The organism is Pantoea sp. y20 (assembly GCF_054903455.1).
Genome location: NZ_CM142816.1, coordinates 649,773 through 674,088, shown reverse-complemented (window position 1 = coordinate 674,088; position 24,316 = coordinate 649,773). Strand labels below are relative to the sequence as shown.

The following is a 24,316-nucleotide window of genomic DNA, read 5'->3' as shown; positions in this document are numbered from 1 at the left end:
TTGTTCAAAATAATAAATAATCAATTCAACCAGCGCGCTTTTTCTTTCCGGCAGCAAGCGGCAGCATAGCGCCACATCCTACTCTTTTCATGTGAGCAAAAACGAGGTTTTATTTATGCCGTTACTGACATTCGACGTTATTCAGGGCCGTTCAGAATCAGAAATCCGCACATTGCTGGATGCCGCACACCGTGCGGTCTTAACCGCCTTCAAAGTCCCGGCGCGCGATCGTTATCAGATTGTTCACGAAAACAAAGGTTATCAGATGGTCTTTCAGGATACCGGCTTGGGCTTTGCGCGAACCGACAATCTGGTCATGGTGCGCGTGTATACCAGCCCAAGAAGTGAAGAGCAGAAGTGCCTGTTTATGGCAGAGTTAGCACGCGAGCTGCTGGAAAATTGTGGCGTACAGGGCACGGATTTGATGATTAGTTTTATCACCAACAGTAAAGGCGACTGGAGCTTTGCCGACGGCGAAGCGCAATACCTCACTGGAAAACTCTGATTCCCTTCTCTGCCCTCACTGGCAGCAGTCCGTCCGTTGCTGCCAGGCTAAACCACAGTCAGCCTGAACCCGCCTTAAACGAATCGGAATGCATCGCACAAATCTGGTTGGATGTGTTGCAGCCATGTGACACCCAATATAGATTGTCGCAAAATCCCCGCAGAGGGTCGTTGGCGCAAGGATTGCGTATTCATTCAAAATGAGGATCTGACGTTGTCCGAATTGGTTTCGGTAGTACTCTTTTTGGCTGCGATTGCAGTCTACTCCTTCAAAGCCGGGCGAAATAAATTTTGGTTTAGTCTGATCCTGCTGCTGCTCACGCTGTTTATCGTGCTTAACGTCACGCTGGTCGCCAGCAACTATTTTACCGGCGATGGCATTAATGACGCGGTGCTGTATACCCTGACCAACAGCCTGACCGGCGCGGGCGTGAGCAAATATGTGGTGCCCGCCATCGGACTGATCATCGCGTTGTTCTCGCTATTTTGCCTGCTTTCATGGTTATTGCGCCGCCGTAAGCGGCCGCACCACCTCGGCTGGAGTTTGCTGGCGATTGCCTGTGCTGCGGGTTCGGTACAAACCACGCCTGCGTTCCGCCAGGTGAAAGAGCTGATCGCCTCACATTCGCGCCTCGCCGATTCGGACTTCGAAACCTATTACAAAACGCCTAATAAGGTGATCGCCGAGCCAAAGCTCAACCTGGTCTACATTTATGGCGAAAGTCTTGAACGGACCTACTTCGATCAGCAGGCATTTCCCGGTCTGGCCCCGGAACTCAGCCGCGAAAAAGATAACAGCATCGATTTCAGCCAAACCGAACAATTGCCTGGCACTGATTACACCATCGCGGGGATGGTGGCTTCACAGTGCGGCATCCCGCTGTTTGCGCCTTTTGATGGCAACGCCTCGGCCTCGCTCTCCAGCTTCTATCCGCAGAATATTTGTCTGGGCGACATTCTTAAAAACTCTGGCTATGAGAACTGGTTTATTCAGGGTGCCGATTTACGCTTCGCCGGTAAAGACACTTTTCTGCTGTCACATGGCTTTGATGCGGCCAATATGTATGGCTCGCAGGAGCTGAAAAGTCGCGTCGCCGATCCCGGCTATCGTAATAACTGGGGCTACTACGATGACACGGTGATGGACGAGGTGTTTGAGAAATATGAAGAGCTATCGCGCGCGCAAAAACGCTTCGCATTGTTCACTCTCACCGTCGACACCCATCACCCGGATGGTTTTATCTCGCGCAGCTGCCAGCGCAAAAGCTACAGCTATGATGGCAAACCAAACCAATCCTTTAGCGCGGTCGCCTGCTCGCAGGAGCATGTGGCGCGTCTGATTGAACGCATCAAAGCGTCGCCGTGGTTTAAAAACACCATCATCGTGGTGACCTCCGATCATCTGGCGATGAATAACACCGCGCATCGATACCTGATCAAGCAGCCGCGCCGTGACCTGTTTATGGTGATTCGTGGCGATCAGCCTCAGGCGGAAGTGCTCGACGCCAAACGCAGTACGCTGGATAACGGCGCCACGGTGCTGGATATTCTCGGCGGGGATAACGCGATTGGACTTGGTCGCAGCGGCCTCTCTTCCACCTCGCTGTCAACCGAGTTTGAAGACATGGCGAAGCGCGTCACGGCGTGGAAAGCGGATATCATTCAACTGTGGAATTTCCCCAGTAAGATGGACAGCTTTACCGTCGATCAACAAAAAAACACCTTCAGCTTCTCCGGCGCAACCTTCAAATTGCCGATTCTGTTCCGCGTCTCCGATAAGCATGTTGAACCGCTGCCCGAAGGCGAATACGCGGAGCCACTGCGTTATCAGCTGGCTAAATTTGCTGCCGACGACAAATTCGTTTGGGTTGATCGCTGCTTTAAAATGGCGCGCCTGTGGCAGCCAGATTTAGCTCTGTCGAACGATTTGTGTGTTTCGATGGGACAGATGGGCGCCAAACCCAGCGTTACCCGCATTGATAAACCGCAGTGGAAAGCGAAAGTCAGCTTCCCCAAAGCCGAAGTGAGTGCGGCAACCTTCCAGCTCAACGAGCAGCAGATTCGGATTGAAGACAACGCGATTCGCTACAACGCGGACAGCTTCCTGTTATCAGTGCCTGGCGCGCCAACCAGCGTCAAAAGTTTTAAAGGGATATCTCGCCCGGAAGAGTGGGGACGCTGGTCAAATGCCAATCTGGCCCCGGAAGTGAATATTGAGTACACCGATCCGCTGCCGGAACGCTTTGATGTGGTGATCACCGCGCGGGCGTTCGGTCCGAATGCGCACCGTCCGATTCCGGTGCGCGTTGGCGATGAAGAGCAGCAACTGAATTTAGGTGAAGATTTCTCCACCACCACGCTGCATTTCACCAATCCAACCGGCAGCCGCAATTTGATCATTGCGCCGCCGGAGCCGCAGGAGTCGAATGTCGGCAATATTATCGGCCAGGATCCCCGCAAACTGGGGATCGGCATGGTGGATATAAAAATAATTCCGCAAAACTAACGTAGGGTGCGCAGCGCCTCCAGCTTTTCGCGTTGCGTCCCCTCCGCCGTAAAGTTCTCTGCCGCCAGCCAGCTTTCGAAGCCCTGTTTCACCTGCGGCCAATCGCTATCAATAATCGAGAACCAGCAGGTATCCCGGCTGCGGCCTTTATAGACAATCGCCTGACGGAAAGTCCCTTCGAACTGAAACCCTAAACGCTGTGCCGCGTTTCGTGATGGCTGATTGCAGCTGTCACACTTCCACTCATAGCGCCGGTAGCCCAGTTGCTCAAAGGCGTAGCGCATCAGCAGATAGTGCGCTTCAGTAGCCATGCGCGTTTGTTTGAGCAACGGCGAGAAGGCGACGTGGCCGATCTCCACCGATCCGTTTGTCGCATCGATGCGCATTAACGCCAGGCTACCGACCGCGCGGTTGCTAACGGGATCGATCACCGCGAAATGCATCGGATCACGCCCGTTTTCCAGCTGACGCGCATAGGCAACATAGGCCGCTTCATCGGCAAAAGGTTCGGCGAACATATAGGTCCAGTCACGGCCATCTTCAGCCAGCGCATAGGCTGCATAGAGTTCGCGGCCATGACGCTCGGCACTCAGCGGTTCAAGGCGGCAATAGTCACCGGTGAAGGTTTCATAGCTCGGCCAGGCGCGGGGTTGCCAATCTGGCAGCGGAAATCCTACCGGTTGTCCGTAATCATTCGTGTGTTGCGACATAGCTTAATTCCTTTATCAGTCAGGGCCAGAATCGCAGAGTGCCACTTTGCTGGTGTGTTAAAAAGCGCCACAATGGTTGAAATTGATGGATCCACGGAACCGCGTAAATGAGTGATATTGCACTGCATCGATTATTATTGGCCCCGCTAGAGACCAACGGCGAGCTGACGCTGCAACAGCAGCTGTTCCAGCGTATCAAGCAGGCGATTCTGAGCGGCAAACTCGCTGCCGGTACGCGTTTGCCCGCAACACGCCAGCTGGCGCTGGATCTCGCGGTTTCACGCAATACGGTGATCGCCGTTTGGGCGCAACTGCAGGCTGAAGGATTTTTGCTGAGCGATCGCCAGGGCAGTCGCATCAGCAATATGGCGCAGCTACCGCAGGAAACTCAGCCGCCCGCCAGCAGCGAAATTGTCTTGTCACCACGCATCGCTCAGTTGCGATCCAGCCATCGCACATTGAGTCAGGAGATGGCGCTGCGGCCCGGCGTTCCTTTGTTGGCACATTTCCCGTTGGCTCAGTGGCGACGGGCGCTGAACCGCGTGATGCTGCATCAGCCGCAGCAACTGCTGGGCTATGGCGATCCGCTCGGCGAACGCACGCTACGCGCCGCGCTGGCGCAGCATCTGGCATTAGCGCGCGGCGTGCGCTGTACGCCCGAACAAATCGTAATTACCGAAGGCGCGCAGCAGGCATTAACGCTGTGCGTGGCGCTGCTCAGCAGCCCTGGCGACATCGGTTGGGTGGAGGAGCCGGGATATCGCGGGGCGAAAGCGGCGATGCGGCTGGGAGATATGCGTATTGAACCGATAGCGGTCGATGCACAAGGTCTGGCGCCGCAGCCGCAGGACTGGCAGCAGCGTCCGCCGCGCCTGATTTACACCACGCCAACGCACCAATATCCCACCGGCGCAATCATGAGCGCACCGCGTCGTCTGGCGCTGCTGGCGGCCGCGCGACAACAGCAAACGTGGATTATCGAAGATGATTACGACAGCGATTTTCGTTACAGCGGCGAGCCAATCGCCGCCATGCAAGGCATGACGCAGCCAACGCCGGTGATCTACGTCGGCTCGTTCAGCAAAACGCTGTTTCCGGCGCTACGGCTCGGGTTTATGGTATTGCCGCCGCAGCTGGTCTCGCCGCTGCGCCCTGCGCTGCATGAACTGCTGCGCGGCGGGAATCGTCCTGAGCAGCAGGCGCTGGCGCTGTTTTTACGCAGCGGTGATTTTAGCCGTCATCTGAGCAAAATGCGCCGTCTGTACCGCCAACGGCAGGCGACGTTGCGACAGGCATTACAGCAAACGTTTGGCACACAGGTTCCGTTGCTGGGCGGCGAATGCGGCATGCATCTGGTGTTATCACTGGCTGCGGATCAAAACGATATGGCATTGGTGGATCGGCTGATCCAGAGTGGCTACGCGCCGGGCGCGCTGTCGGGATTTTATCTCGGGGAGCAGAAGCAACAAGGGCTGGTGCTGGGTTACGGTAACACCAGCACCAGCCAGATTACGGCGGGCGTCGCGCAGTTAGCGCGTCTGCTGCGGGGGAATTAACCGCGGAAGAAGATTTCGCCTGATTTGCCCATCACGATCTTACCGGTGTCATCGGTGATCAGGATGTAGTTGGCATTGATGTACGCCCAGTGCGTGCCTGGCTGCGGCGCTGGCAGATGGCGTGGCTTCCACTCAACAATGGTGTACTGTTTTTTACGGTACTCATCTGGCACCACATCGCCCACTTTGTACTCTTTGTAGTCGATGATGATGGTGTTCAGATCGTAGTTGTTTGGCGCTGCCGCATTGCCGCTTTGCGGTGGACGAATCGGCGCGACATCGCCGCTGGATTCAGCCGGTTCATTGCTGGCAGGCGCATCAGCGGCCGGCGCCTGAGCAGGCGCATCAGCGGCGGGTGCCTGGGTTTGCGCGTCGGGTGCGGTTTGCTGCACCTGTGGCGGCATGGGTACGGCGTCTGTTTGCTCGCCTTCCGCCAGCGCGGCCGGAGCAAGGCTTAAAGCGCCCAGAAAAATTCCTGCAGAAAGAAGATTGACGTGTGTCCTGCGCATGGGTGATTTCCACTCTGGTTAATTATTAACTGTCCATTTAACTGACACGTTAAGCACGCAGAAGGTTCCCCCGGCGCGCTTAGCGCGTCAAATTTCGCTGCTCAGCATACCTCAGCTCAGGCGCTTTTTGGCGCAGTAAAATTGCAAGCAACCATGTTAGTTTTTGTCGTGCGCTTTATTTGCCAGATCCATCAATAACGCGATGCCCAGATAGTTACTCCAGTTAAACGCGTTCTGCAGCACCACAATCGCATTGCCGTTCTGTTTATCAAAGCCAATAAAGCTGGAGTAACCGCCGATATAGCCAACCTGATAGGTAATCTGCTGATCGCCGTAGGTATCCGTAACCCAGGCGATATTTTGTGACTGATTGCCGTGCTGTTCGTAGCCGTGATTGACCTGCGCAAACGCCGCATTGAGCGAAGCGCCCGCGCCGTCATGCAGGTGCGCATCCAGATAGCGAATCAAATCGCGCGCGTTGCTGTAGAGGCTGGCGGCCGCCACCATATTGTTTTTAAACGCCCAGTCCGGCGTGATTTGCCCGCGAGGAATCAGCTTAGGCTGATCGCCGGCATGACCGAGCGCACGCCACGGATAGCCGCGCAGGCTCTGCGGCTTGAAGCTGCTGCTGGTCATGCCCAGCGGCTGGAACAGATTACGCTGCGCCAGCGTTTCGATGTCCTGATGGAAGCGATATTTAAGGATGTAGCCCAACAGCGCATAGCCGAGATTGGAATAGCGCGCGCCAGGATGCGCGGGCGCGTCAAAGTCGGCCAGATAATCCAGCACGGCGTCGCTGTCGAGGTTGCCATAAAAGTTCTCTCCGCTACGCAGATAGCCCATAAATTTCATGAACATCGGCAAATCCATATCCTGACGCGGCAAGCCCGAGGTGTGCGTCACCAGCTGCAACAGCGTGATGCGTTTGGCATCGGCGCTCAGCGGCACGTTGGGCGGCAAAAGCGTCGCTAAGGTGTCGTTCCAGTGCAGTTCACCGCGATCCACCAGCTCTATAATCACCTCCGCGGTGATGCCTTTACTCAGCGAGCCGAGCGCAAATAAAGTGTCTGGCGTAATGGGATAACGGTGCAGCGCATCGGTGACACCAAAACTGTAAAATTCAGGCTGGCTGCGTTGATGGATAATGGCGATGCTGATGCCAGAAACCTGCTTTTGCTGCATGTAATGGCGCACGATGTCATCCACGTTTTCATTAAAAGTCGCGTGTGAAAGATAGACTTTATCGCTAACGGGCGCGGAGGTTTGCGACAAGGTGCCGCAGGCGCTGAGCAATACGCTCATGCCCAGCACAATGATGCATATTGTTAAACGATGGCACAGCACCCGTTTATTCCTGGCGAAGGTAATCATGGCAATGGATTGAGCGAATTTTTATGTTTTATAAAGGGTGCGACGGGTGTTGGTGGCGAAATATAGCACAGAAGAAAGTCAGCGCCACCTGCCAAAAACAGGTGGCGGCGGGGATTATTGATTAACGGGAATAACCGATCCTTTATAGTGCTGGTTAATAAATTCAGCAGTTTGCTTTGACTCCAGATCTTTCGCTAGTTCCAGAATACGCGGATCGTGCGCCAGTTTCGGCGTAGTGACCAGCACGTTGGCATATGGATTATCTTTCGCCTGTTCCAGCGCCAGCGCATCCTTCGACGGCACTAAACCAGCCTGCAACGCGTAGTTGCCATTGATGATCGCCAATTGCGCATCATCCAGCGCGCGCGGCAGCTGCGGCGCTTCCACTTCGATAATCTTCAGATGGTGCGGGTTGTCAGTAATGTCTGCGGAAGTCACCAGCGTGTTGGCGCTGCTGCTTTTCAGTTTGATCAAACCATTGGCCTGCAACAGATAAAGTGCGCGGCTCAGATTGGTGACATTATTCGGTACCGCCACCTGCGCGCCATCAGGCAGATCTTTCAGTGATTTCACTTTGTGCGAGTAGATGCCAAGTGGCTCAATATGCACGGTGGCGACCACAGAAAATTTCTCGCCCAGCGCTTTTTCCTGATCGCGCAGATAAGGCACATGCTGGAAGTAGTTGGCATCCACGTCACCGCGCGCCAGCAGTTCGTTGGCGTTGAGGTTGCCGTTGAGTTCAATCACTTTGAGATCGAGTTTCTTGTCGCTCTGTTTGATGTGGTTGAGGATTTCGCTGTGCGGTACGGCATCGGCCGCCACGCGCAGCGCGGCCGCCGAGGCGTAAGTGCTGAACACCGAAACCATCGCCAACGCGGCTATCACCTTTTTATTCATCTGCTTCCCTTAGTTTCTTATGATTTAACGCGATTGAGAGTGTCAGCGTAATAACGCTGCGCCACGTCGCGATGCGATCGCAAACGTCCTTTGAGATAGTTCCAGCCCACTTCACGCAGCAGCGGATTGCTGGGATCGCTGGTCGGTCCGCGCGCTTCTGCCGCCAGCTGCGGCGGTAATTGATACAGCGGCACTTCGGCGTCGAGCTGCGCGCCGAGGAAGAAAGCGATGGAGATGCGCTGCTGTTTTGCCGGCGGCGACACCACGCGATGCACGGTGGCGCGCAGATAACCGTTGGTGGCGATCTCCAGCAGTTCGCCGATGTTCACCACAAAAGCGCCCGGTTTCGGCAGCGCATCGATCCACTGATCTGGCGTGACTTCAACCTGCAATCCGCGTTGATCGTCCTGCAACAGAAAGGTCAGAAAGCCGGAATCCTTATGCGCGCCGACACCTTGCTGGCTAGCAGTGGCATCCTGACCAGGATAGCGAATCAGCTTCACATGTTCGTTGGGGTGCGTGCCGTACAGCGCGTCAAACGCGTCCGGCGGCAGCGACAGAGATTTGGCGAAGGCGCGCAGTAAACGCAGCGCCACGTCAGTCATCGCCTGCTGCCACGCGTGGATCACCGGACGCAGCTGCGGTAGCGCCTGCGGCCACAAATTGGGCCCTTGCAGCTGCTTCCACGCCGGATCGTCTGGTTGCAACGTCAGGGCGGCCCGTTCTGCACCGATATCAAATTGCTCACGCTGATCGCGCTGCTCACGGGTGTATTCCACGCCCGCGCGGTTGTAGCCGCGAAAATGCGGTGAATGGATCATCGAAACGCGCTGCTTCTCTTCATCTGGCAAGGCAAAGAACGCGCGCGTGATGCTTTGCACGTTCTGCAGCAGCTGCGGATTGATGCCATGATTCACCAGATAGAAGAAGCCGACGTCTCGCGCGGTTTCGCGCAGCTCGGCGAGGTATTGCGCCTGTTCCGCATCCGGCAGTTCCAGCAGGGCTAAATCCAGTACCGGCAATGTGCTGGCCATACTTTTGCATCCTTCGTGCAGAAAAATTCTGCCTTTACGCTGCCATCTGCTGACAAATGCAGCCAATACTGTTGCGCGATAAGTTATGGCGAATCATTTTTAGGAGAGGTTCAGCAATCGATATGCAAAAAGCGATAAATCGCGCCCGCTTCCCGCTATAATCGCCGCCAATTAACTTTGGGCATGGCCCATCAATGAACAGCAGGAGACGCCGTATGAACCAGGGTCCGTTAACCGAAAAAGAGCTCAACTGGCTTGAAGATATGCTGGAGAAATACGGCAACGAACACTCGGTGGTGGATACCGCTGAGCTGGACGGCATGCTGACGGCGTTGCTCTCAGGCCCGAACGACATCGAACCGAGCGAATGGCTGGTGGCGATGTGGGGCGGCAAAAAGCACATTCCAAAGTGGTCGAATGAGCGTGAGATGGATCGCTTTATGACGCTGACCTTCCAGCATCTGAACGACATCGCCGAGCGTCTGGCCGAGTTCCCGGAGCAGTTTGATCCGCTGTTTGGCACCCAAGAGATGGAAGGCCAGGAATTCACCGTGGTGGAAGATTGGTGCTATGGCTATTTGCGCGGCGTGGCGCTGGATGCGGACTGGTCGCTGCTGCCAGAATCACTGCAGCCGATGATGGAGGCGATTGCCTTGCACGGCAGCGAAGATCATCTGGCGAAGCGCGAAGCCTTCACCCCGGAAGAGTTTGAAGCCAGCATCGAGGCGATTCGCCCCGCGGCGCTGGAGCTGCATGAATACTGGCAGGAACAGCGCATGGCACAGCCCGATCCTGAACCTCAACTGCCGCACTTTGCCGGCGAGAAAACCGGCCGTAACGATCCTTGCCCGTGCGGCAGCGGTAAAAAATATAAGCAGTGCTGCGGTAAATAATATTTGCACCTTCCGTAGCGGCGCAATTTATTGCGCGTCCCTGGCCTTTTAATCGCGCCGCTACCGATATGTGCGGTTTTTATCAGGGAGCCGGTTTCACCTCGGTCACCCAGGTTGGCAACTGCCATGCGCCGCCCGCACGAATCGCGCGGCACATGCCGGTGGTGGCATCGCTGCTCTGCTCAAACGCTTTGCCATCCCACACCCACGCCGCTGTACTCCAGCAATCGCCGATGCCGCGCCCTTTCTGCGCTTCTGAGATCACACCTTCACTGTAATCAGAGCCGGAATCCGTCACCAGCTGCGGCGTGCCCTGCAATGCTTTATCGATCAGCCAATAGCCATAACCTTCGTTATACGCTCCGCGCCAGCACAGCGCGGCGATCAGCACATGCGCATCATCAACCGGCGTTAAGGTCAGCGGCTCCGCACCCTCTTCCGGCTGATCGTCGGACGGAGCCAGATTGTCGCAGCTGTCGTCGTCGGTGAGTGAGGCAATCAGCTTTGGCTTCAACAGCGCCAGCTCATCGGCCGTCAACGGACGCGCATCGGCCTTAGTCACTTTTACCTGCTGAATCACCGGCATCGCCATCGCTGCCGGTACGCTGCTTTCCGGCTTGTTGCCTTTGCGCACCAACGCGCCCGGCGTACTAAGACGACCTTGCGCATCATCCATCTTCAGCAGCACAGCAAATGCGCCATTGCTGGAGAGATCGAAAGGCTCATCACCACCGCGAAACTCCACTTTGCCGCTGCCTTTAATGCCGTTAATTAGCGCCTGGGTTTGTTCATCCGTCAGCGTCCATTCGTCGTTATCGGCTTTCGCCACGTCGCCCAGCGCACGGTCATCAATCCACAACGCTAAGTTGTTCACCACTTTAGAATCGTCATCGCCGGTATCGGCCAGCACCACGCGACCGTGCGTCACCGCATTGGGACCGCCCGCGCGCACCAGCAACACCGAGCCGCCCGCGCCCTCTTCGGCGCTGTAACCAGCGGCACGACAGGTCAGCGTGTTATCGCAGGCCAGTTCCCAGTCTTTGTGGCTAAAGGAGACGCCGTCTTGATCTGCCAACAGCGGCGCACTCAGGCTGGCAAGTAGCGACATCGCCAGCAGCAATCGGGTAATCATGCCATCTCTCCATAATGGTAAAGGTGGCTAGTGTGATGATTTTTGTGACGCGGGAGAAGTGAATTTTTAAGGTCACGTGGATGGCCAAGAACTAGCAGCCGCCGGGTCGTTTACCACTAACCATTCCACAGATGAGCTAATCATTGAAAGCTAAGCGTTCAAAGCAGTAGTATAAGAATTAGCAGGTAAACATTCAGAGGATATAAATTTTCATGGACGAGCAAAGCAAAATCTCGAGTACTCAACAGGCCATAAATATTCTTGATTATTGGCACAAAATAGAGTTTTTCGAATCAACTGACATTAAAGATCTTGAAGATAATGCGGATGGCGTAATTCAACTTAACATTGAAGAATTACAAGATATTACTTCACTTCCCTGGATTGAACCACAGCAAGTCAGGCGCGCAGGCAGTGACTATTTACCTGAGAAAAAATACCGCTACGAACTCTTTTTTGGCATTTTTGATCGTGACGAAATATTCCAGCAAGCCAAACCTTTCGTTGCTGAAAACAGTGATATCGAGAGTGATGCACTCGGTAATGAAGGTCGTACATGCTCGATAAAATGTAAGATTGACCATAATGGCGTTATCGATAGTGATAGTTTTGAATTTTCTACCGTAACCTGGGCATTAGGTCAGATAGCAGAAGGTGGATTAGATCGGCTTAACTTTGATTCATATGAAGTTGATACAAAAAAATTACAACAGCGCTTTAAAGAAATTATTACGGTCGCTGATAATTTAAAAAAACAACACCACCTACCGTCTGTTTTAACCACTTTCGAAATCATTGCGTTTTTAAAAGCAATGGCACAATGGACGCCTTTCACTCCTCAAATCCCTGCTCCTGCGTTATTCATTAAGTTAAATGAAACTACACCTAAAAAAATTCATATCTCGTCCCCGCTAGACCTGGATTTAATTTCAGGCCTGAGCGACATAGCTGAAAAGAAACTTTTAAACGAACCGGAGTATTCTTCGAACTCTGCCGCCCACTACTCAAATGAAATAAGTATATTAAACAGCTTCTACTTACGTGATATCGAGCTGATAATACAAGATATCAAGCGGAATAAGCTAGAAGCTAATTCTCCATTAGGTCGCTATCTAACCGGAAGTCGTAAAAGAAAAGCAGATCTTCTTCTACCGGCAGGACGAACGCTATTAATTGATAAATTACGATTATCCCAGCTTCCTGCCGGACGCTGGCTTTCAGATAGCAGACACAATATGAGTTTAATGCAACAATTTGCCATTAATACTCTTGAACAAGAACTGACGCATCAAGGGCTATATTCAGTTAATGGTCCTCCAGGAACGGGAAAAACCACATTACTACGTGATGTAATTGCGAATAATATAGTCAAGCGTGCTGCTATTCTTGCAAGTTTCGATCGGGTTGAGGATGCCTTTTCTGGCTCGTTTACCATCGACGTTAATGGCGACACACGAAAGATTCCCTGCCTGCGCTCTGAACTGTGTGGCTACGAAATGGTGGTTGTTTCAAGCAATAATGCTGCTGTTGAAAACATCTCTCGCGAACTACCGCAGTTAAAAAGTCTTGGCGATGATTGGCAACATCATGATTATTTTAAATCAGCCGCGCGTAAACTTGCAGCATTTTCACGCATTTTGAAAGAAGATGAAAAGCAAGAAGATAAAACCTATTTAATTAAACCTCTTGCGCCAGAAGATGATTGCTGGGGATTGATTGCTGTAGCTTTAGGTAAGAAAAAGAATCGCGATCGCTTCAAAGAAAGAGTTTTCACACAAAATCATACAAAAGCTGTAACTACACCACCGGCTGATGAATACAGACATCTGTTTGAATCCTTAAAAAATAAAGACATAGTGAGCTTCTCAACAGCTAAAAAAGCCTTTATTCAGGCGCAACAAAACTATCAAGGTATCATTCAGGAAGTTCAGCAACTTGAACGTCTGAATGATCTGTCCAATATTTTCCATCAACAGCAGCTTAAAATAGAACAGTTACGCTTACGAATATTTTCACTCCACGCCCGAACAACGCGGTGCGCTGAACGTTTACCAAAATGGTGGACGTTAAGATTTGGAAAGATCTCTCGTCTTAAAGTCATTATTAAAGGATTAAAAAAGAGATTAGGCTCTGCTTTGGCACTATTGGAGTTGACTGAACAACGTTTAAGTCAAACGAGACGTGAACTGGATGCAAAACAACAAGATTGCTCAACGTTAAAGATTAAATATCAAGATACCATTTTTGCTGCGGATGATTTCAATATTGAGGCTGAGGACATTCAACGTACCGCTTTCGGTCAAGGCGCAATATTGAATGCAGCCCGTAGTCGACTTTCAGCATGTGCCCTTGATTTACACCAATCATGGCTGAAAGAAGCTTATAAAGAGTGCAACTTACTTAAAGTTATATTCTCCGTCAGCGACGCCATTAACGGTGGTGTAGCAGATAGCAAAGCCTGCCGTGCGTTGTGGCAACTTCTATTTATGATTGTGCCGGTGGTTTCTTCTACATTTGCCTCCGTGCATCGTCAGTTCATGCATTTAGGTGCTGGCGATATTGGATGGTTATTTATTGATGAAGCTGGGCAGGCAACACCTCAACAAGCGGCTGGAGCATTATGGCGCGCGAAACGTACTGTTGTGGTGGGAGATCCATTACAGATTGAGCCCGTTTTTACTATTCCTCCAGCATTCGTTGAAGCTCTTGCACAGCGTGCCTTCGCTGATGATTGGCGCCAGTGGTCTCCAACAACACAATCAGTACAAAATCTTGCAGATAGAGTGAACCCCTATGGTTCAGCACAAATATCTAATAAGAATTGGCTCGGCAGTCCGCTGCGCGTCCATCGGCGCTGTGATGAGCCAATGTTCAGTATCGCCAACACAATTGCTTACAACAATAAAATGCTACATGGTCGGGACAAGCGTTGGCCTACTGAAAATGATATTTGGGGAGAGAGTTGCTGGTTAGATGTCTGTGGTGAAGTGGAAGGAAAACATTACGTTCCCGCACAGGGGAAAAAAGTCCTCATGATGGTAAAGGACTGGTTTGAATATCATGGCGCGCTGCCCGACGTCTATATTATTTCACCCTTCAAACAGATAAAAAACCAACTTAAATTCCTGTTGAGTCAGGAACTAAAAGGCATCAAGGATATCAATCGCTGGATTGATGATAGGATTGGTACTGTTCATACCTTTCAGGGAAAAGAAGAAAAAAATGTCATTATTGTGCTCGGTTTATCGGCTAATAATTCTGGCGGAGAGAAATGGGCATCTTCAAAACCCAATTTGTTAAACGTTGCAGTAACGCGTGCGCAGAAACGGGTTTATATCATCGGCAGCAAGGCCATTTGGGCAGGATGCGATTATTTTAATATCGCTAACGAAATGCTAAGCAAAATGGCGCCTCCGGAAATCTCGGAAAAACTTGAGGTTGTGCAGTTTGATTAAGAACGTGACAGCGCCGCCACAATCTGCTGCCGCAGCCACTGCTGGGCCGGATCGCGGTGTAGACGTTCATGCCACAGCAGCAAAATATCAAAGCCCGGCACCTCCAGCGGCAGATCGACAACCGCGAGGTGCGAAGCGTGACGCACCAACCGCTCGGGCAGCACCGCCACTAAATCACTGCTCGCCAGCGTTTCCTGCATAAACAAGAAGTGCGGCACCGACAGCACCACGCGGCGTGAACGCCCGAGCTTCGCCAGCGCATTATCGGTGGCGGCGCTAAAGCCACCGCCATCGGGCGATACCATGACAAATTCCAGCTGACAGAATTGATCCAGCGTCGGCAGACGTTGCAACTGCGGGTGATCGCACCGTCCCGCCAGCACATAGCGCTCGCTGAACAGTTTGCGTTGATGCAGCGTCGGCGGCGCGTTATCGCCCGTATGAAACACCACATCCAGCTCGCCTTTTTCCAACTGCTGCGCCACCAGCGGCGGATTCAGCGCCAATATCGCCATACGACTTTGCGGCGCAGCAGCGCGGATCAGGTTGAGCGCAGGCAGCACCAACGCTGACGAGGTGTAATCGGTGGCGGCGATGCGCCAGGTGTCATCGGCATTGGCCGGATTAAAGGCATCGGGCGGCGCGACCGCACGCTCAACCGCTTCCAGCGCCAGACGCAGCGGCTCACGCAGAGCTGCTGCGCGCGCCGTTGGCAGCATGCCACGCGGCCCCGGTAACAATAGCGGATCGTCAAAATGCCTACGCAATCGCGCCAACTGAGCGCTGACGGAAGGCTGCGAGAGATGCAAACGCTGCGCCGCGCGCGTGACGTTGAGTTCGCTTAACAGCACGTTGAGCGTCTGCAGCAGATTCAAATCCAGCGAGTCGATATTCACTATGGCTATACCTGAGATATCAGCAATTGATTTCCACTATAGCCAGCGCCGACTTAATCTGCAGTGGTTTTCATCTTACAGGATTAAGCCCATGAATGTACTGATTGTGTATGCCCATCCGGAACCGCGTTCGCTGAGCGGTTCACTCAAAGACTTTGCCGTGCAGCATTTGCAGCATGCAGGACATCAGGTGCAGGTCTCTGATCTCTATGCGATGCAGTGGAAAGCGCCGCTCGACGCTGCCGACACGCGCGCCCCGTTAGTGGGCGACCACTTCGATGCTACGGTGGATTCCCGCTTCGCCTACGATCATCAGTTGCAGGCCGCCGATATCGCCGCGGAGCAGGAAAAATTGCGCTGGGCCGATACGGTGATTTTTCAATTTCCACTGTGGTGGTTTTCGATGCCCGCCATCATGAAAGGCTGGTTTGACCGCGTTTACGCCAACGGTTTTGCTTACGGCGTGGGCGAGCACAACGAACAGCATTGGGGCGATCGTTACGGCGAAGGCAATCTTAGCGGCAAACGTGCAATGCTGGTGGTGACGACCGGCGGATGGGAATCGCATTACAGCCCGCGCGGCATTAACGGCCCGATCAACGATCTGCTGTTTCCGATTCAGCACGGCATGCTGTTTTATCCCGGCTTTAGCGTGCTGCCGCCGCTGGTTTTCTATCGTGTACAAAAGTCAGCAGCAGAACGATTTGCTGGCTGGTGCGATGCGCTGGCTACAAGGCTGGATACGTTGGCGGAAACCGCGCCCAGTGTCTACCGTCAGCAGAACAGCGGCGACTATGAGATTCCTGCGCTGACCTTAAAGGCGGAGTTTGTCCCGGAAGAGAGTGGCTTTGGCGTGCATGTGAAGCGGTGAAAGGTGGCAGACTCGGCGCTGAGCCTGCTGTTACTCGTACAGCCAGCGCCCCGCTTTTGCTGATTCAATCAACATTCCCAGCGTGAAATCGGGTACCACCGGCACTTCACGCTTATTGAATGGATTGAGAATCTGCGCCAGCGAGGGCTCATCGGGATAGTAGGTTTCAATGACGAATCCGCCGCGATCGACGCTGAACTCGCCGAAGAACTCATCCATCAGCGCAGCGGCTTCTTCACGCTCGAAGTTAAGATCGCTATCAATATCAATCTGCGGCGTCAGCGTCTTTTGCTTAAACAGGTAAACGCCGTCGTAACGCCGCACCAGCTCGTAGATACGCTGCTCAATTTCAACTGTCATCGCTTCTGCACCTCCACTGATTTCACCGGAGCGCCATTCTGCCATGCAATCCCAACAGTTGGATGAAAAAAATCTCTGCAGGAGAATTTTGAGACAAAGAGCCAGTTTTCCCAGCCGGGATGCCTGGTTTATTGCGTTAATGCATCCTGCGCTTCTTTCAACTCATCTCGCGCGTCAGCCAGTTTACGCTGCTGCTTCTCAATTTTATCGCCGCGGCCTTTGGCCTGCGCTTCCCTTAGATCTTGTTCGCGCTCCTGCACTTTCAATTGCTTCTCGGCCACTTTCTGCTGGCGCGCTGTAAGCAAGCCGCTGTCGGTGCAATTTGCCTTGGTTTCGCGTAACGCCTTTTCCAGACCGGCGATGCGCGCAGCATTGCCATGCTCACGCGCCATCGCCAGCTCTTGCTGGATATCCTGCTTTTTAGCGGCGCAGCCGGTGGCTGGGTTGGCAGCCTGAACAGACGTCACGGTCAAAGCAGAGAAAAGAATCGAAAGGGAAATCAGGGTGTTTTTCATGGTGAACTCTTGGTTTACATTGATGGGCGCTATTATACGAAGAGTTCTTAACAAGATCTTAAGTACCACACATCAGCACTAACTTTGCATAGAATCAGTATGGCTTTGCCGTGATAACGACGGGAATGGTATAAATGGAATTATTGTATTTATAAGCAGGGAGATTATTAAAAGAAAAAACCTTACCTTTCACATTCAAATAAATCACTCCATTTTCAATCTTACTTAGTGCTTTAGAATCAGAAGTAATGAGGAAGGGTGAATAATCATTACTTAAAGCCTTCTTGAATGCCTCTATAATTTATAAAAAAAGATGGTTAATTAAGCTGGTAGCGATGCAGGGTTATTTTCGCTGTGCGATTCACCCGGTTATCTTCTTCATACCCAGGTGAAATAGTTAGCATTCATACTGCCGAAGTTAGCAATACTCGCGGCATATCATTTACAAGGCGAACCTATCCAGGCCAGCTAGAGCGAATAAAAATGATCACATTTGATCTTAGGGGCGCCGAGCTTTAGGGAGAGTCTGTAAGCCGTCTCTTTCATTATCTTGCCCACACCGCTGTCGCGCATCGATTGCGTTAAACGCGATGACGGACCTGTTAATGCCAGCGCGGCGAGCAGTTTGTTTCCCTCACCAAAAACGGGAAGAGAGAATGCAGCAATGTGCGGATCACGCATGCCGGAGGTAAAGAGCGGTAATTCTGGGGCAGATTCAAGAAGCGGTTCATTGAGTCCCCAATGGCGAAGCACTTGCCCTATTGCTGAATTATCCAGCGGCAAAAGTGTACCGGGTAAGCGCGTTTCTCGTAATCCTTCGGAGGGCTCCGCTCTGAATAAGCAAAGCCTTTGACCGTTCTCAATCACATACCATGTGGCGCTTTCACCCGTCGCCGTCGCCAGCGCGTGCAGTTCAGGCTGGACAATACTAGCCAGATGAAATGACTGTTCATAGAGCTTGCCAAGATAAAGCAGTCTGGGACCCAACGTGTAAACGCCGCTGTCGCGTCTGATGACGTAGTTCATGCGTTCAAGTGAGTTCATAAGACGGTAAACCGTCGTTTTATGGTAGCCCGAAAATTGTGCCAGAGCGGTGAGCGTCAACGCCTCTTCGCCAGGCTTAAAACAATCCAGTAGTGCCAGCGCTTTCTCAACGGCAATTACGCCTTCATTCCCCATCGGTACGGTCTCCTGTTTGCGACGGTAAGAGTTTACCGTGCAATTTGTGATTCACATCGTATTTACATCACAAATGAAAGCTTAACGCTGGTGCGATCTGATTTAACATCGATATAGTGGTTTTACATAGTACAACATAGTTGTATCAGGTAAAACATGAAGAGGTGATTTATGCCACACGCAGAGAATACGTTCATCAAGCGCGACCTTACCCGTACAGCGCCCGAGCTGGTCAAACAGGCTGCTGAGTTTCAGGCCGCTATTCTTGCCGATGTTGCCGGACGTCGCGGTACGCTGCACGGTCGCGTAAAGCCCGTTTCACCCACCATGAAAGTTGCTGGCCCCGCCATCACGGTAGAGGTTCGGCCGGGCGATAACCTTGCCATTCACGCGGCGCTCGCCATCGCTCAGCCTGGCGATGTTATCGTCGTCGACGGTAAAGGCGATATCAGCTGTGCTTTGATTGGTGAAATCATGTCCACTCAGGCAGAAGCGTCGGGCATCGCAGGAATCATCATCGATGGTGCAGTTCGCGACGCCGACGCACTGTGCGAAAACGGCTTCCCGGTGTTTTCCGCAGGTCTGAATCCTTGTGGCCCGACCAAATCTGTCGCGGGCCGCGTTAACTATCCTGTTTCTGTTGCCGGAGCGACCATCCAGCCTGGTGATTTGATCATTGGTGATGTCGACGGCGTGGTCGTTCTGCCACGTGAAGATGTACCAGCGCTGATTGAGCTGGCACAGAAAAAACTGGATGCCGAGACCAAACGCATTGCCGCCATCCGTGAAGGCGATATTCGCGCACCCTGGCTGGAAAAAGCCCTGCTTGCGGCTGGAATGTTGAATGAAGGGGAGGAATTGTGATGGCATCTTCTCATCCCGTAATTTTGGTAACCGGCAGCGATTTGGCGCAGGAAGCGTTAGGCCTGCTCAAGGGCTTTGATATCGTTTACGCAGGCATAAAGCCCAGTGAAGACGAATTGTGTCAGCTGTGTCACCAACACGATCCGGTGGCGATTATTGTTCGATACGGCAAAATCAACGCCCGCATCATGGATGCCGCACCTCACCTGCGGGTTATTTCCAAGCACGGCAGCGGCATTGATGTTATCGATCAAAAAGCGGCGGCTGAGCGCCATATCAGCGTGCAGTCAGCGCCCGGTGCTAATGCAGCAGCGGTGGCTGAACATACATGGACGATGATATTGGCCTGCGCCAAAGCGGTTCTCCCGCTGGATCGCCGAATGCGTCAGGGACATTGGGACAAATCGACCCACAAGTCGGTTGAGCTTGAAGGCCGAACGCTGGGTCTGATTGGATTGGGTGCGATTGGCGGTCGGGTCGCTCGCATTGGCAAAGCGTTTGGTATGAAAGTCCTTGCCTATGACCCGTTCGCCAAGTCCTTTCCCGACGAGTGTGAATCCTCCACGCTTGAAGCTCTGCTACAACAGGCAGATGTGATTTCATTGCACTGCCCATTGACGGAACAGACACAGCACATCATCAACAGCGACAGGCTGAGTCAGTGTAAAAAAGGCGCGATTCTCGTCAATACTGCACGCGGTGGCCTGATCGATGATAACGCGCTTCTAACGGCGCTGGGTGACGGCACCCTTAGCTGGGCTGCTCTGGATAGTTTTGCTGTTGAGCCGCTGACCGCACCACATGTCTGGCAGGCTGTTGATAACGTCATCCTGTCGCCGCACATTGGTGGCGTCAGTGACAACTCATACGTGAAAATGGGAACAGCTGCAGCGAGTAACGTTTTGAAGGTGCTGGCTGAACCGATCAAAAGTGAAAGTGCCCTGTCTTAATGCATTAACCCTCCCCACCATTTGTTAAACGACCTTACCAACTTGCTTGCCGGTAAGGTCGTTCATCAACCTCGGCTATCACTGCAAATCTCCGTCACTCCCTCAGCGTTGCCCCTTCGATAAGACAGTTACGTCTTTCCAATCCAGACTTGTCACTGAGATCTCACTGACGTTTAGCGGCTTGATAACGAGAAGTGCATAGCTTGGATGAGGCGGAACGTGAACTTCTTTTGGAGTGGATTGATGGTGGGAGGAATGGGAGAAAAGCCTCCCGCAGACGCTCAGATAAGCGCCCGCGGGAGGGTGACGTTATTTACTCACCGGCGACGCGGTGTTTTCGACTTCAATGTTTAACTCTTTTTTGCGGCCCATGATCAGCACGGCGATACCGCCAATACCACACAGAATCGCCAGCGGCACCATAGCCAGTGTGTGGCTGCCCGTGGCCTGGTTGATGATGCCGTAAACGTTGACCATCAGTCCGCCGCCGATCAGGTTAGCCATGGCGCCAATCGCAGCCAGACCGGCGGCCGCAGTAGTGGAAGACATCCATCCCGATGCGAGCGCCCAGAACGGACCTTTCATTGAATACGCGCCTACCAGTACCAGCGACAGAATCACCACGCTGCCCGTCAAACTGTTGGTGATAAAGGCAGATAACAGACCACCCGCAATCAGGAAAAGGGTTAACGCGGTATGCCAGCGACGCTCGCCGCTGCGATCGGAGCTTCTGCCCCACACAATCATCAGGATAGATGCCAGACCGTAAGGGATGGCGTTCACCAAACCGGTGGTAAAGTTATCCAGGCCATATGATTTAAGCAGTTGCGGCGACCAGACGCTCAGCGTTGAGCCTGCCGCAGAAGCGCCGGCATAAATCAGCGCCATCACCCAGATATGTTTATGGCGCAGCAGTTGCCATAAAGAGATGTGGCCGATCGCTTTCTTCTTCGCGTTCTCGGCTTCAAGCGTGCTATTCAGCCACGCCTTTTGTTCCTGATTTAACCAGCTGGCATCGCTTGGTCTGTTGCTCAGCATAAAGAAGGCGGCAATACCCAAAACCACCGCTGGAATGCCTTCCAGGATGAACAACCAATGCCAGCCGCGCATGCCGTACCAGCCATCAAGTGACAATATGGCCCCAGAAATGGGCGAGCCGATAAAATTCGCTGCAGGGATGGCAACCATAAAGGTGGCGATCACGCGGGCGCGATATTTACCCGGAATCCAGTAAGTCAGATAAAGAATCACGCCAGGGAAGAATCCAGCCTCAGCTGCACCCAGTAAAAAACGCAATACGTAAAGTGTATTGGCACTCTCAACGAAGGCGGTACAGACCGAGATAATGCCCCACGAGACCATGATGCGAGAGATCCAAATCTTCGCACCGATTTTCTGCATCGCAAGGTTGCTGGGTACTTCAAAAAGAAAGTAACCCACAAAGAACAGGCTACTGGCCAGACCAAAAACGGCTTTAGATAATCCCAAATCTTCATTCATCTGTAGCGAGGCCATACCGATGTTGCCACGGTCAATGATGGCAATCAGATAGCAGACGATGAGAAAGGGCAAAATGCGCCAAACCACCTTCTTAACGGTCTGCTGCTCTATATCGGCAGAGAAAGACGTGGTGTGCTTTTTCTCAGACATGATAATCCTCACAAGTTTGTCATGGCCTTACGCGATGATATGTTCGCAATGCCGATTGTTGTACTGTGTAAAACTTAGATGTACAGAGTACAATCATTATCTCGACAAACGCCCTTCTGTGCCTGAAGTTGTAATCAGGTTGTGTCTTTTGTCACAGAAAGGTATCTGATGATTTTCATTTTTGTGATGCTGGCGAGATTTCTTTTTCGCGCGCACCGCGGGTCTACTGAAAATCATAAGAAATGAGGTAAGTAAAACGGCAGGAATGGAAAAATTAACTGAGACTAATAAAGGAAATATAAATCAGCAATATCAATCAATTAAATGTATTCCCCAATTTCGCAGGATGGATATCATCAACAGGCGCTGCTATTAAAACTCACTGTGACGATACAAAGCGAAACCAATAAACAAAAAGTCATGTTTTGATCGGGTGGGCGTTGAATTGTACTTCAGGAGAAAAAGACAATAGAAGAGGAAGTGCCCCGTCGACCTTAGCATAACCACAATAAGGCTCGGACGGATTTGGACCAAAAAAAAGCCTTTCGGCTTTAATTTTAGTAACTTGCGGACTGTTACGAAAGTGCTCGTATCTTTAAATGGTGCCGAAGGCCGGACTCGACAATCAATTCAAATGCTTGATTTTAAATAAAAAATAAAAATCCGGCACTGCTAATGCCCCCTTATGTGCCCCCGATTTTTTTTTTGGCGAAATCTTCATAGATATCCTTTCACTAAATATTTGTATTGCCCGTTTCAAGTAAAAGCCTGCTTAATGTGGCGGATTCGTTCTAAGGTTGAAATCCACATAATCATTTTCCACCTAAAAAAAGATTTTAATAATTATCCTTCACATTATTCACTTATTGATTTTTATGATTAGAAACATAACCTTATACTGTGAATGATTGGTGCAGGGTGATGATTATCATTCATATCAGGTGAAGTCTGGACGTAAAAAACCGGCTTTCGCCGGAAAATATAGTCATATTGCTGTGGGCTCATCGCACCCTAGCAGCTAATCGCTCGTGCTTTCTCCCGTGAGATCGAGATTGGATTGCATCACTGACTTTTTGTGAAGCTTTAGTCAGTGATGCCCCGCGCAACCGAATGATGCTCTTAAGTAGCAGGTCAAACATATTTATGTTATGCGGAATCGTATGGCGGTTGGCTTCAATGTAAGCGCGATAGGAATGATAGAAATAGCGCTTAGGGGCTGAAGTGGCCGAAAGCTCGCATTCTACATATTGAGTGCACTTGGCTCTTACGCCCTGTGGATGGCTGAAATGCTGCCCAGTTACAGCTAGAAAGTTGTTACCTGAGCTTGAAGCATCTCGCCTTCTCCCGCGTTTATTTAACCTAATGTCCGCTTTGTGCCAGAAGCGGACATTGCTAATCCCCTGACACACGCTAAACAGTTTGCAATGCAGCTTATTTCTGTTCCTCATGTAAAAAGGGCATTAACTGAAAGATGTCACTTAACTTCCTCATGTATATCTACATCCACACATAGTCATCAGGAAAAGGATGAATGAAGATGCAGAGAGGTAAAAGAGCTGTTATTACCGGTGGCGGCGGGGGATTTGGTCAGGCGCTGTGCGTGTGGCTGGCACGAGAGGGGGTAGAGGTGGATTTTTGCGGACGGCGGGCTGAAGATATTTAAAAAACCTGCAGCAGCATCACTGCTGAAAGCGGCATTGCAAAAGGGTATATCTGTGATTTAACCCGGCCTGAATCCATTTCTCAGTTTTCTTCACAGTTGTTAATTTCAAACAAGCCGATAGACATTTTAATCCTGAATGCTGCTCAGTGGTTGTCAGGGAGATTAGACGATCAGCCTGACACAGAAATTATCAACACCGTCAGTTCAGGTCTGACAGGTTCGATTCTACTGACTCAGGCTCTGCTGCCCGGGTTAAGACGTTCAGACAATGCTGATATCGTCTCAATTATATCTTCATGTGGGATCCCGAATTTTACGGATTCAATTGCGCACCCTGCTTTTTTCGCCAGCAAACATGGGTTTAGCGGGTTTATCACCAAACTGTCACAGCAGTTGTCCGAAGAAAACATACGTGTGACCGGGTTGTATCCACCGGATTTCGAACTTACAGGGTTAGATACGTCTTTTGATACAGAATCCAGAATGGGGGAACGTCTGATGAATGGGCACTCAGTCTGGGAAACAGTTCGTTTTTTGCTGACTCAGCCACGTAGTTGTCATATAAGCAGCATCTACTTTCAAGGTCCAACTCGCGAAGAACTGGGATAAGAGCGGATAAAAGCCAGTGGAGTTAAACAAACATTCATACTTCGGCATCTCGCTCACAGCCGAGATCCAAACGTTTTAATATTACGCCCTATCTCTGTGAGATCAGACAGGACACTCAACCATGGTCTGTACCCACGCATTCTTCCCCGGAGGAAGGTTACATTCAATGCGAAAAAAACCTACAGAGTCATA

The 24,316-nt window shown here is 51.8% G+C and carries 19 protein-coding genes and 1 pseudogene; 9 read left to right on the top strand and 11 right to left on the bottom strand.

The window, feature by feature from the left end; translation table 11 throughout:
* The first annotated feature begins 115 nt into the window (after positions 1–115).
* Positions 116–505 carry a tautomerase family protein gene (locus ACYAC5_RS03025; RefSeq protein ID WP_101762200.1) on the top strand — a complete coding sequence of 130 codons (390 nt, stop codon included), beginning with the start codon at positions 116–118 and terminating at the stop codon, positions 503–505.
* 213 nt (positions 506–718) lie between these two features.
* Positions 719–3,010, top strand: a complete 2,292-nt coding sequence (gene opgB, locus ACYAC5_RS03020; RefSeq protein ID WP_192412448.1) for a phosphatidylglycerol--membrane-oligosaccharide glycerophosphotransferase — start codon at positions 719–721, stop codon at positions 3,008–3,010.
* On the opposite strand, the gene ACYAC5_RS03015 is transcribed toward opgB, so the two are convergent.
* A complete protein-coding gene (locus ACYAC5_RS03015; RefSeq protein WP_192412450.1) occupies positions 3,007–3,720 on the bottom strand; it encodes a GNAT family N-acetyltransferase in 714 nt (237 codons plus the stop codon). The genes opgB and ACYAC5_RS03015 overlap by 4 nt on opposite strands.
* Positions 3,721–3,827: 107 nt before the next feature.
* On the opposite strand from ACYAC5_RS03015, the gene pdxR reads away from it, so the two are divergent.
* Positions 3,828–5,276: a MocR-like pyridoxine biosynthesis transcription factor PdxR gene (gene pdxR / locus ACYAC5_RS03010; RefSeq protein ID WP_192412451.1), complete on the top strand. Its 1,449-nt coding sequence runs from the start codon at positions 3,828–3,830 to the stop codon at positions 5,274–5,276.
* Here pdxR and ACYAC5_RS03005 read toward each other — a convergent pair.
* The 4 genes from ACYAC5_RS03005 to ACYAC5_RS02990 all read right to left on the bottom strand — a co-directional run bounded on the left by ACYAC5_RS03005 (position 5,273) and on the right by ACYAC5_RS02990 (position 9,087).
* A complete protein-coding gene (locus tag ACYAC5_RS03005; protein WP_192412452.1) occupies positions 5,273–5,785 on the bottom strand; it encodes an RcnB family protein in 513 nt (170 codons plus the stop codon). The two genes, pdxR and ACYAC5_RS03005, sit on opposite strands and share 4 nt — an antisense overlap.
* A gap of 156 nt (positions 5,786–5,941) precedes the next feature.
* On the bottom strand, positions 5,942–7,087 hold the full coding sequence (locus ACYAC5_RS03000) for a serine hydrolase domain-containing protein (protein ID WP_225614464.1): 1,146 nt from the start codon (positions 7,085–7,087) through the stop codon (positions 5,942–5,944).
* Between the two features lie 183 nt (positions 7,088–7,270).
* Positions 7,271–8,053 (bottom strand): MetQ/NlpA family ABC transporter substrate-binding protein, encoded by a 783-nt coding sequence (locus tag ACYAC5_RS02995; protein ID WP_101762205.1) that lies wholly within the window; start codon positions 8,051–8,053, stop codon positions 7,271–7,273.
* A gap of 17 nt (positions 8,054–8,070) precedes the next feature.
* Complete coding sequence (locus tag ACYAC5_RS02990; protein WP_192412454.1) at positions 8,071–9,087, bottom strand: isopenicillin N synthase family dioxygenase; 1,017 nt, start codon at positions 9,085–9,087, stop codon at positions 8,071–8,073.
* Between the two features lie 215 nt (positions 9,088–9,302).
* On the opposite strand from ACYAC5_RS02990, the gene ACYAC5_RS02985 reads away from it, so the two are divergent.
* The gene (locus tag ACYAC5_RS02985) at positions 9,303–9,980 is read left to right on the top strand and encodes a YecA/YgfB family protein (protein WP_176970789.1); all 678 of its coding nucleotides are present in this window, start codon (positions 9,303–9,305) and stop codon (positions 9,978–9,980) included.
* An 82-nt stretch (positions 9,981–10,062) separates the two neighbouring features.
* Here ACYAC5_RS02985 and ACYAC5_RS02980 read toward each other — a convergent pair whose 3' ends face one another.
* The gene (locus tag ACYAC5_RS02980; protein ID WP_192412455.1) at positions 10,063–11,112 is read right to left on the bottom strand and encodes a DUF1176 domain-containing protein; all 1,050 of its coding nucleotides are present in this window, start codon (positions 11,110–11,112) and stop codon (positions 10,063–10,065) included.
* 212 nt (positions 11,113–11,324) lie between these two features.
* On the opposite strand from ACYAC5_RS02980, the gene ACYAC5_RS02975 reads away from it, so the two are divergent.
* Positions 11,325–14,567, top strand: coding sequence for a DEAD/DEAH box helicase (locus tag ACYAC5_RS02975; protein ID WP_192412456.1), 3,243 nt, complete (start codon positions 11,325–11,327; stop codon positions 14,565–14,567).
* Here the strand turns inward: ACYAC5_RS02975 and ACYAC5_RS02970 are convergent.
* Positions 14,564–15,466 carry a LysR family transcriptional regulator gene (locus ACYAC5_RS02970; RefSeq protein WP_192412753.1) on the bottom strand — a complete coding sequence of 301 codons (903 nt, stop codon included), beginning with the start codon at positions 15,464–15,466 and terminating at the stop codon, positions 14,564–14,566. The genes ACYAC5_RS02975 and ACYAC5_RS02970 overlap by 4 nt on opposite strands.
* A gap of 88 nt (positions 15,467–15,554) precedes the next feature.
* On the opposite strand from ACYAC5_RS02970, the gene ACYAC5_RS02965 reads away from it, so the two are divergent.
* Positions 15,555–16,334: an NAD(P)H-dependent oxidoreductase gene (locus ACYAC5_RS02965; RefSeq protein WP_462062379.1), complete on the top strand. Its 780-nt coding sequence runs from the start codon at positions 15,555–15,557 to the stop codon at positions 16,332–16,334.
* Between the two features lie 30 nt (positions 16,335–16,364).
* On the opposite strand, the gene ACYAC5_RS02960 is transcribed toward ACYAC5_RS02965, so the two are convergent.
* The 3 genes from ACYAC5_RS02960 to ACYAC5_RS02950 form a co-directional block, all read right to left on the bottom strand.
* On the bottom strand, positions 16,365–16,694 hold the full coding sequence (locus tag ACYAC5_RS02960; RefSeq protein ID WP_008107769.1) for a DUF1493 family protein: 330 nt from the start codon (positions 16,692–16,694) through the stop codon (positions 16,365–16,367).
* Positions 16,695–16,822: 128 nt separating this feature from the next.
* Positions 16,823–17,209, bottom strand: a complete 387-nt coding sequence (locus tag ACYAC5_RS02955) for a DUF1090 domain-containing protein (RefSeq protein ID WP_192412458.1) — start codon at positions 17,207–17,209, stop codon at positions 16,823–16,825.
* Positions 17,210–17,677: 468 nt separating this feature from the next.
* Positions 17,678–18,388 carry an IclR family transcriptional regulator gene (locus ACYAC5_RS02950; RefSeq protein WP_192412459.1) on the bottom strand — a complete coding sequence of 237 codons (711 nt, stop codon included), beginning with the start codon at positions 18,386–18,388 and terminating at the stop codon, positions 17,678–17,680.
* 171 nt (positions 18,389–18,559) lie between these two features.
* Between ACYAC5_RS02950 and ACYAC5_RS02945 the strand changes: the two genes are divergently transcribed.
* Positions 18,560–19,252 carry an RraA family protein gene (locus ACYAC5_RS02945; protein WP_462062376.1) on the top strand — a complete coding sequence of 231 codons (693 nt, stop codon included), beginning with the start codon at positions 18,560–18,562 and terminating at the stop codon, positions 19,250–19,252.
* Positions 19,252–20,202, top strand: coding sequence for an NAD(P)-dependent oxidoreductase (locus ACYAC5_RS02940; protein ID WP_462062374.1), 951 nt, complete (start codon positions 19,252–19,254; stop codon positions 20,200–20,202). Before ACYAC5_RS02945 ends, ACYAC5_RS02940 begins: the two co-directional genes overlap by 1 nt.
* A gap of 309 nt (positions 20,203–20,511) precedes the next feature.
* On the opposite strand, the gene ACYAC5_RS02935 is transcribed toward ACYAC5_RS02940, so the two are convergent.
* On the bottom strand, positions 20,512–21,852 hold the full coding sequence (locus ACYAC5_RS02935; RefSeq protein WP_110867458.1) for an MFS transporter: 1,341 nt from the start codon (positions 21,850–21,852) through the stop codon (positions 20,512–20,514).
* Between the two features lie 1,537 nt (positions 21,853–23,389).
* On the opposite strand from ACYAC5_RS02935, the pseudogene ACYAC5_RS02930 reads away from it, so the two are divergent.
* Positions 23,390–24,124 (top strand): annotated as a pseudogene (locus ACYAC5_RS02930) (SDR family oxidoreductase).
* Positions 24,125–24,316: the final 192 nt, after the last annotated feature.

Excerpts from the sequence above, each read along its gene's own strand:
- ACYAC5_RS02985 (WP_176970789.1), top strand. The coding sequence starts at position 9,303 with ATGAACCAGGGTCCGTTAACCGAAAAAGAGCTCAACTGGCTTGAAGAT.
- ACYAC5_RS03015 (WP_192412450.1), bottom strand. The coding sequence starts at position 3,720 with ATGTCGCAACACACGAATGATTACGGACAACCGGTAGGATTTCCGCTG.
- ACYAC5_RS03000 (WP_225614464.1), bottom strand. The coding sequence starts at position 7,087 with ATGAGCGTATTGCTCAGCGCCTGCGGCACCTTGTCGCAAACCTCCGCG.
- ACYAC5_RS02965 (WP_462062379.1), top strand. The coding sequence starts at position 15,555 with ATGAATGTACTGATTGTGTATGCCCATCCGGAACCGCGTTCGCTGAGC.
- ACYAC5_RS02990 (WP_192412454.1), bottom strand. The coding sequence starts at position 9,087 with ATGGCCAGCACATTGCCGGTACTGGATTTAGCCCTGCTGGAACTGCCG.
- ACYAC5_RS02975 (WP_192412456.1), top strand. The coding sequence starts at position 11,325 with ATGGACGAGCAAAGCAAAATCTCGAGTACTCAACAGGCCATAAATATT.
- ACYAC5_RS02995 (WP_101762205.1), bottom strand. The coding sequence starts at position 8,053 with ATGAATAAAAAGGTGATAGCCGCGTTGGCGATGGTTTCGGTGTTCAGC.
- ACYAC5_RS02940 (WP_462062374.1), top strand. The coding sequence starts at position 19,252 with ATGGCATCTTCTCATCCCGTAATTTTGGTAACCGGCAGCGATTTGGCG.
- ACYAC5_RS02935 (WP_110867458.1), bottom strand. The coding sequence starts at position 21,852 with ATGTCTGAGAAAAAGCACACCACGTCTTTCTCTGCCGATATAGAGCAG.
- ACYAC5_RS02980 (WP_192412455.1), bottom strand. The coding sequence starts at position 11,112 with ATGATTACCCGATTGCTGCTGGCGATGTCGCTACTTGCCAGCCTGAGT.
- ACYAC5_RS02955 (WP_192412458.1), bottom strand. The coding sequence starts at position 17,209 with ATGAAAAACACCCTGATTTCCCTTTCGATTCTTTTCTCTGCTTTGACC.
- pdxR (WP_192412451.1), top strand. The coding sequence starts at position 3,828 with ATGAGTGATATTGCACTGCATCGATTATTATTGGCCCCGCTAGAGACC.
- ACYAC5_RS03025 (WP_101762200.1), top strand. The coding sequence starts at position 116 with ATGCCGTTACTGACATTCGACGTTATTCAGGGCCGTTCAGAATCAGAA.
- ACYAC5_RS02960 (WP_008107769.1), bottom strand. The coding sequence starts at position 16,694 with ATGACAGTTGAAATTGAGCAGCGTATCTACGAGCTGGTGCGGCGTTAC.
- ACYAC5_RS02945 (WP_462062376.1), top strand. The coding sequence starts at position 18,560 with ATGCCACACGCAGAGAATACGTTCATCAAGCGCGACCTTACCCGTACA.
- ACYAC5_RS03005 (WP_192412452.1), bottom strand. The coding sequence starts at position 5,785 with ATGCGCAGGACACACGTCAATCTTCTTTCTGCAGGAATTTTTCTGGGC.
- ACYAC5_RS02950 (WP_192412459.1), bottom strand. The coding sequence starts at position 18,388 with ATGGGGAATGAAGGCGTAATTGCCGTTGAGAAAGCGCTGGCACTACTG.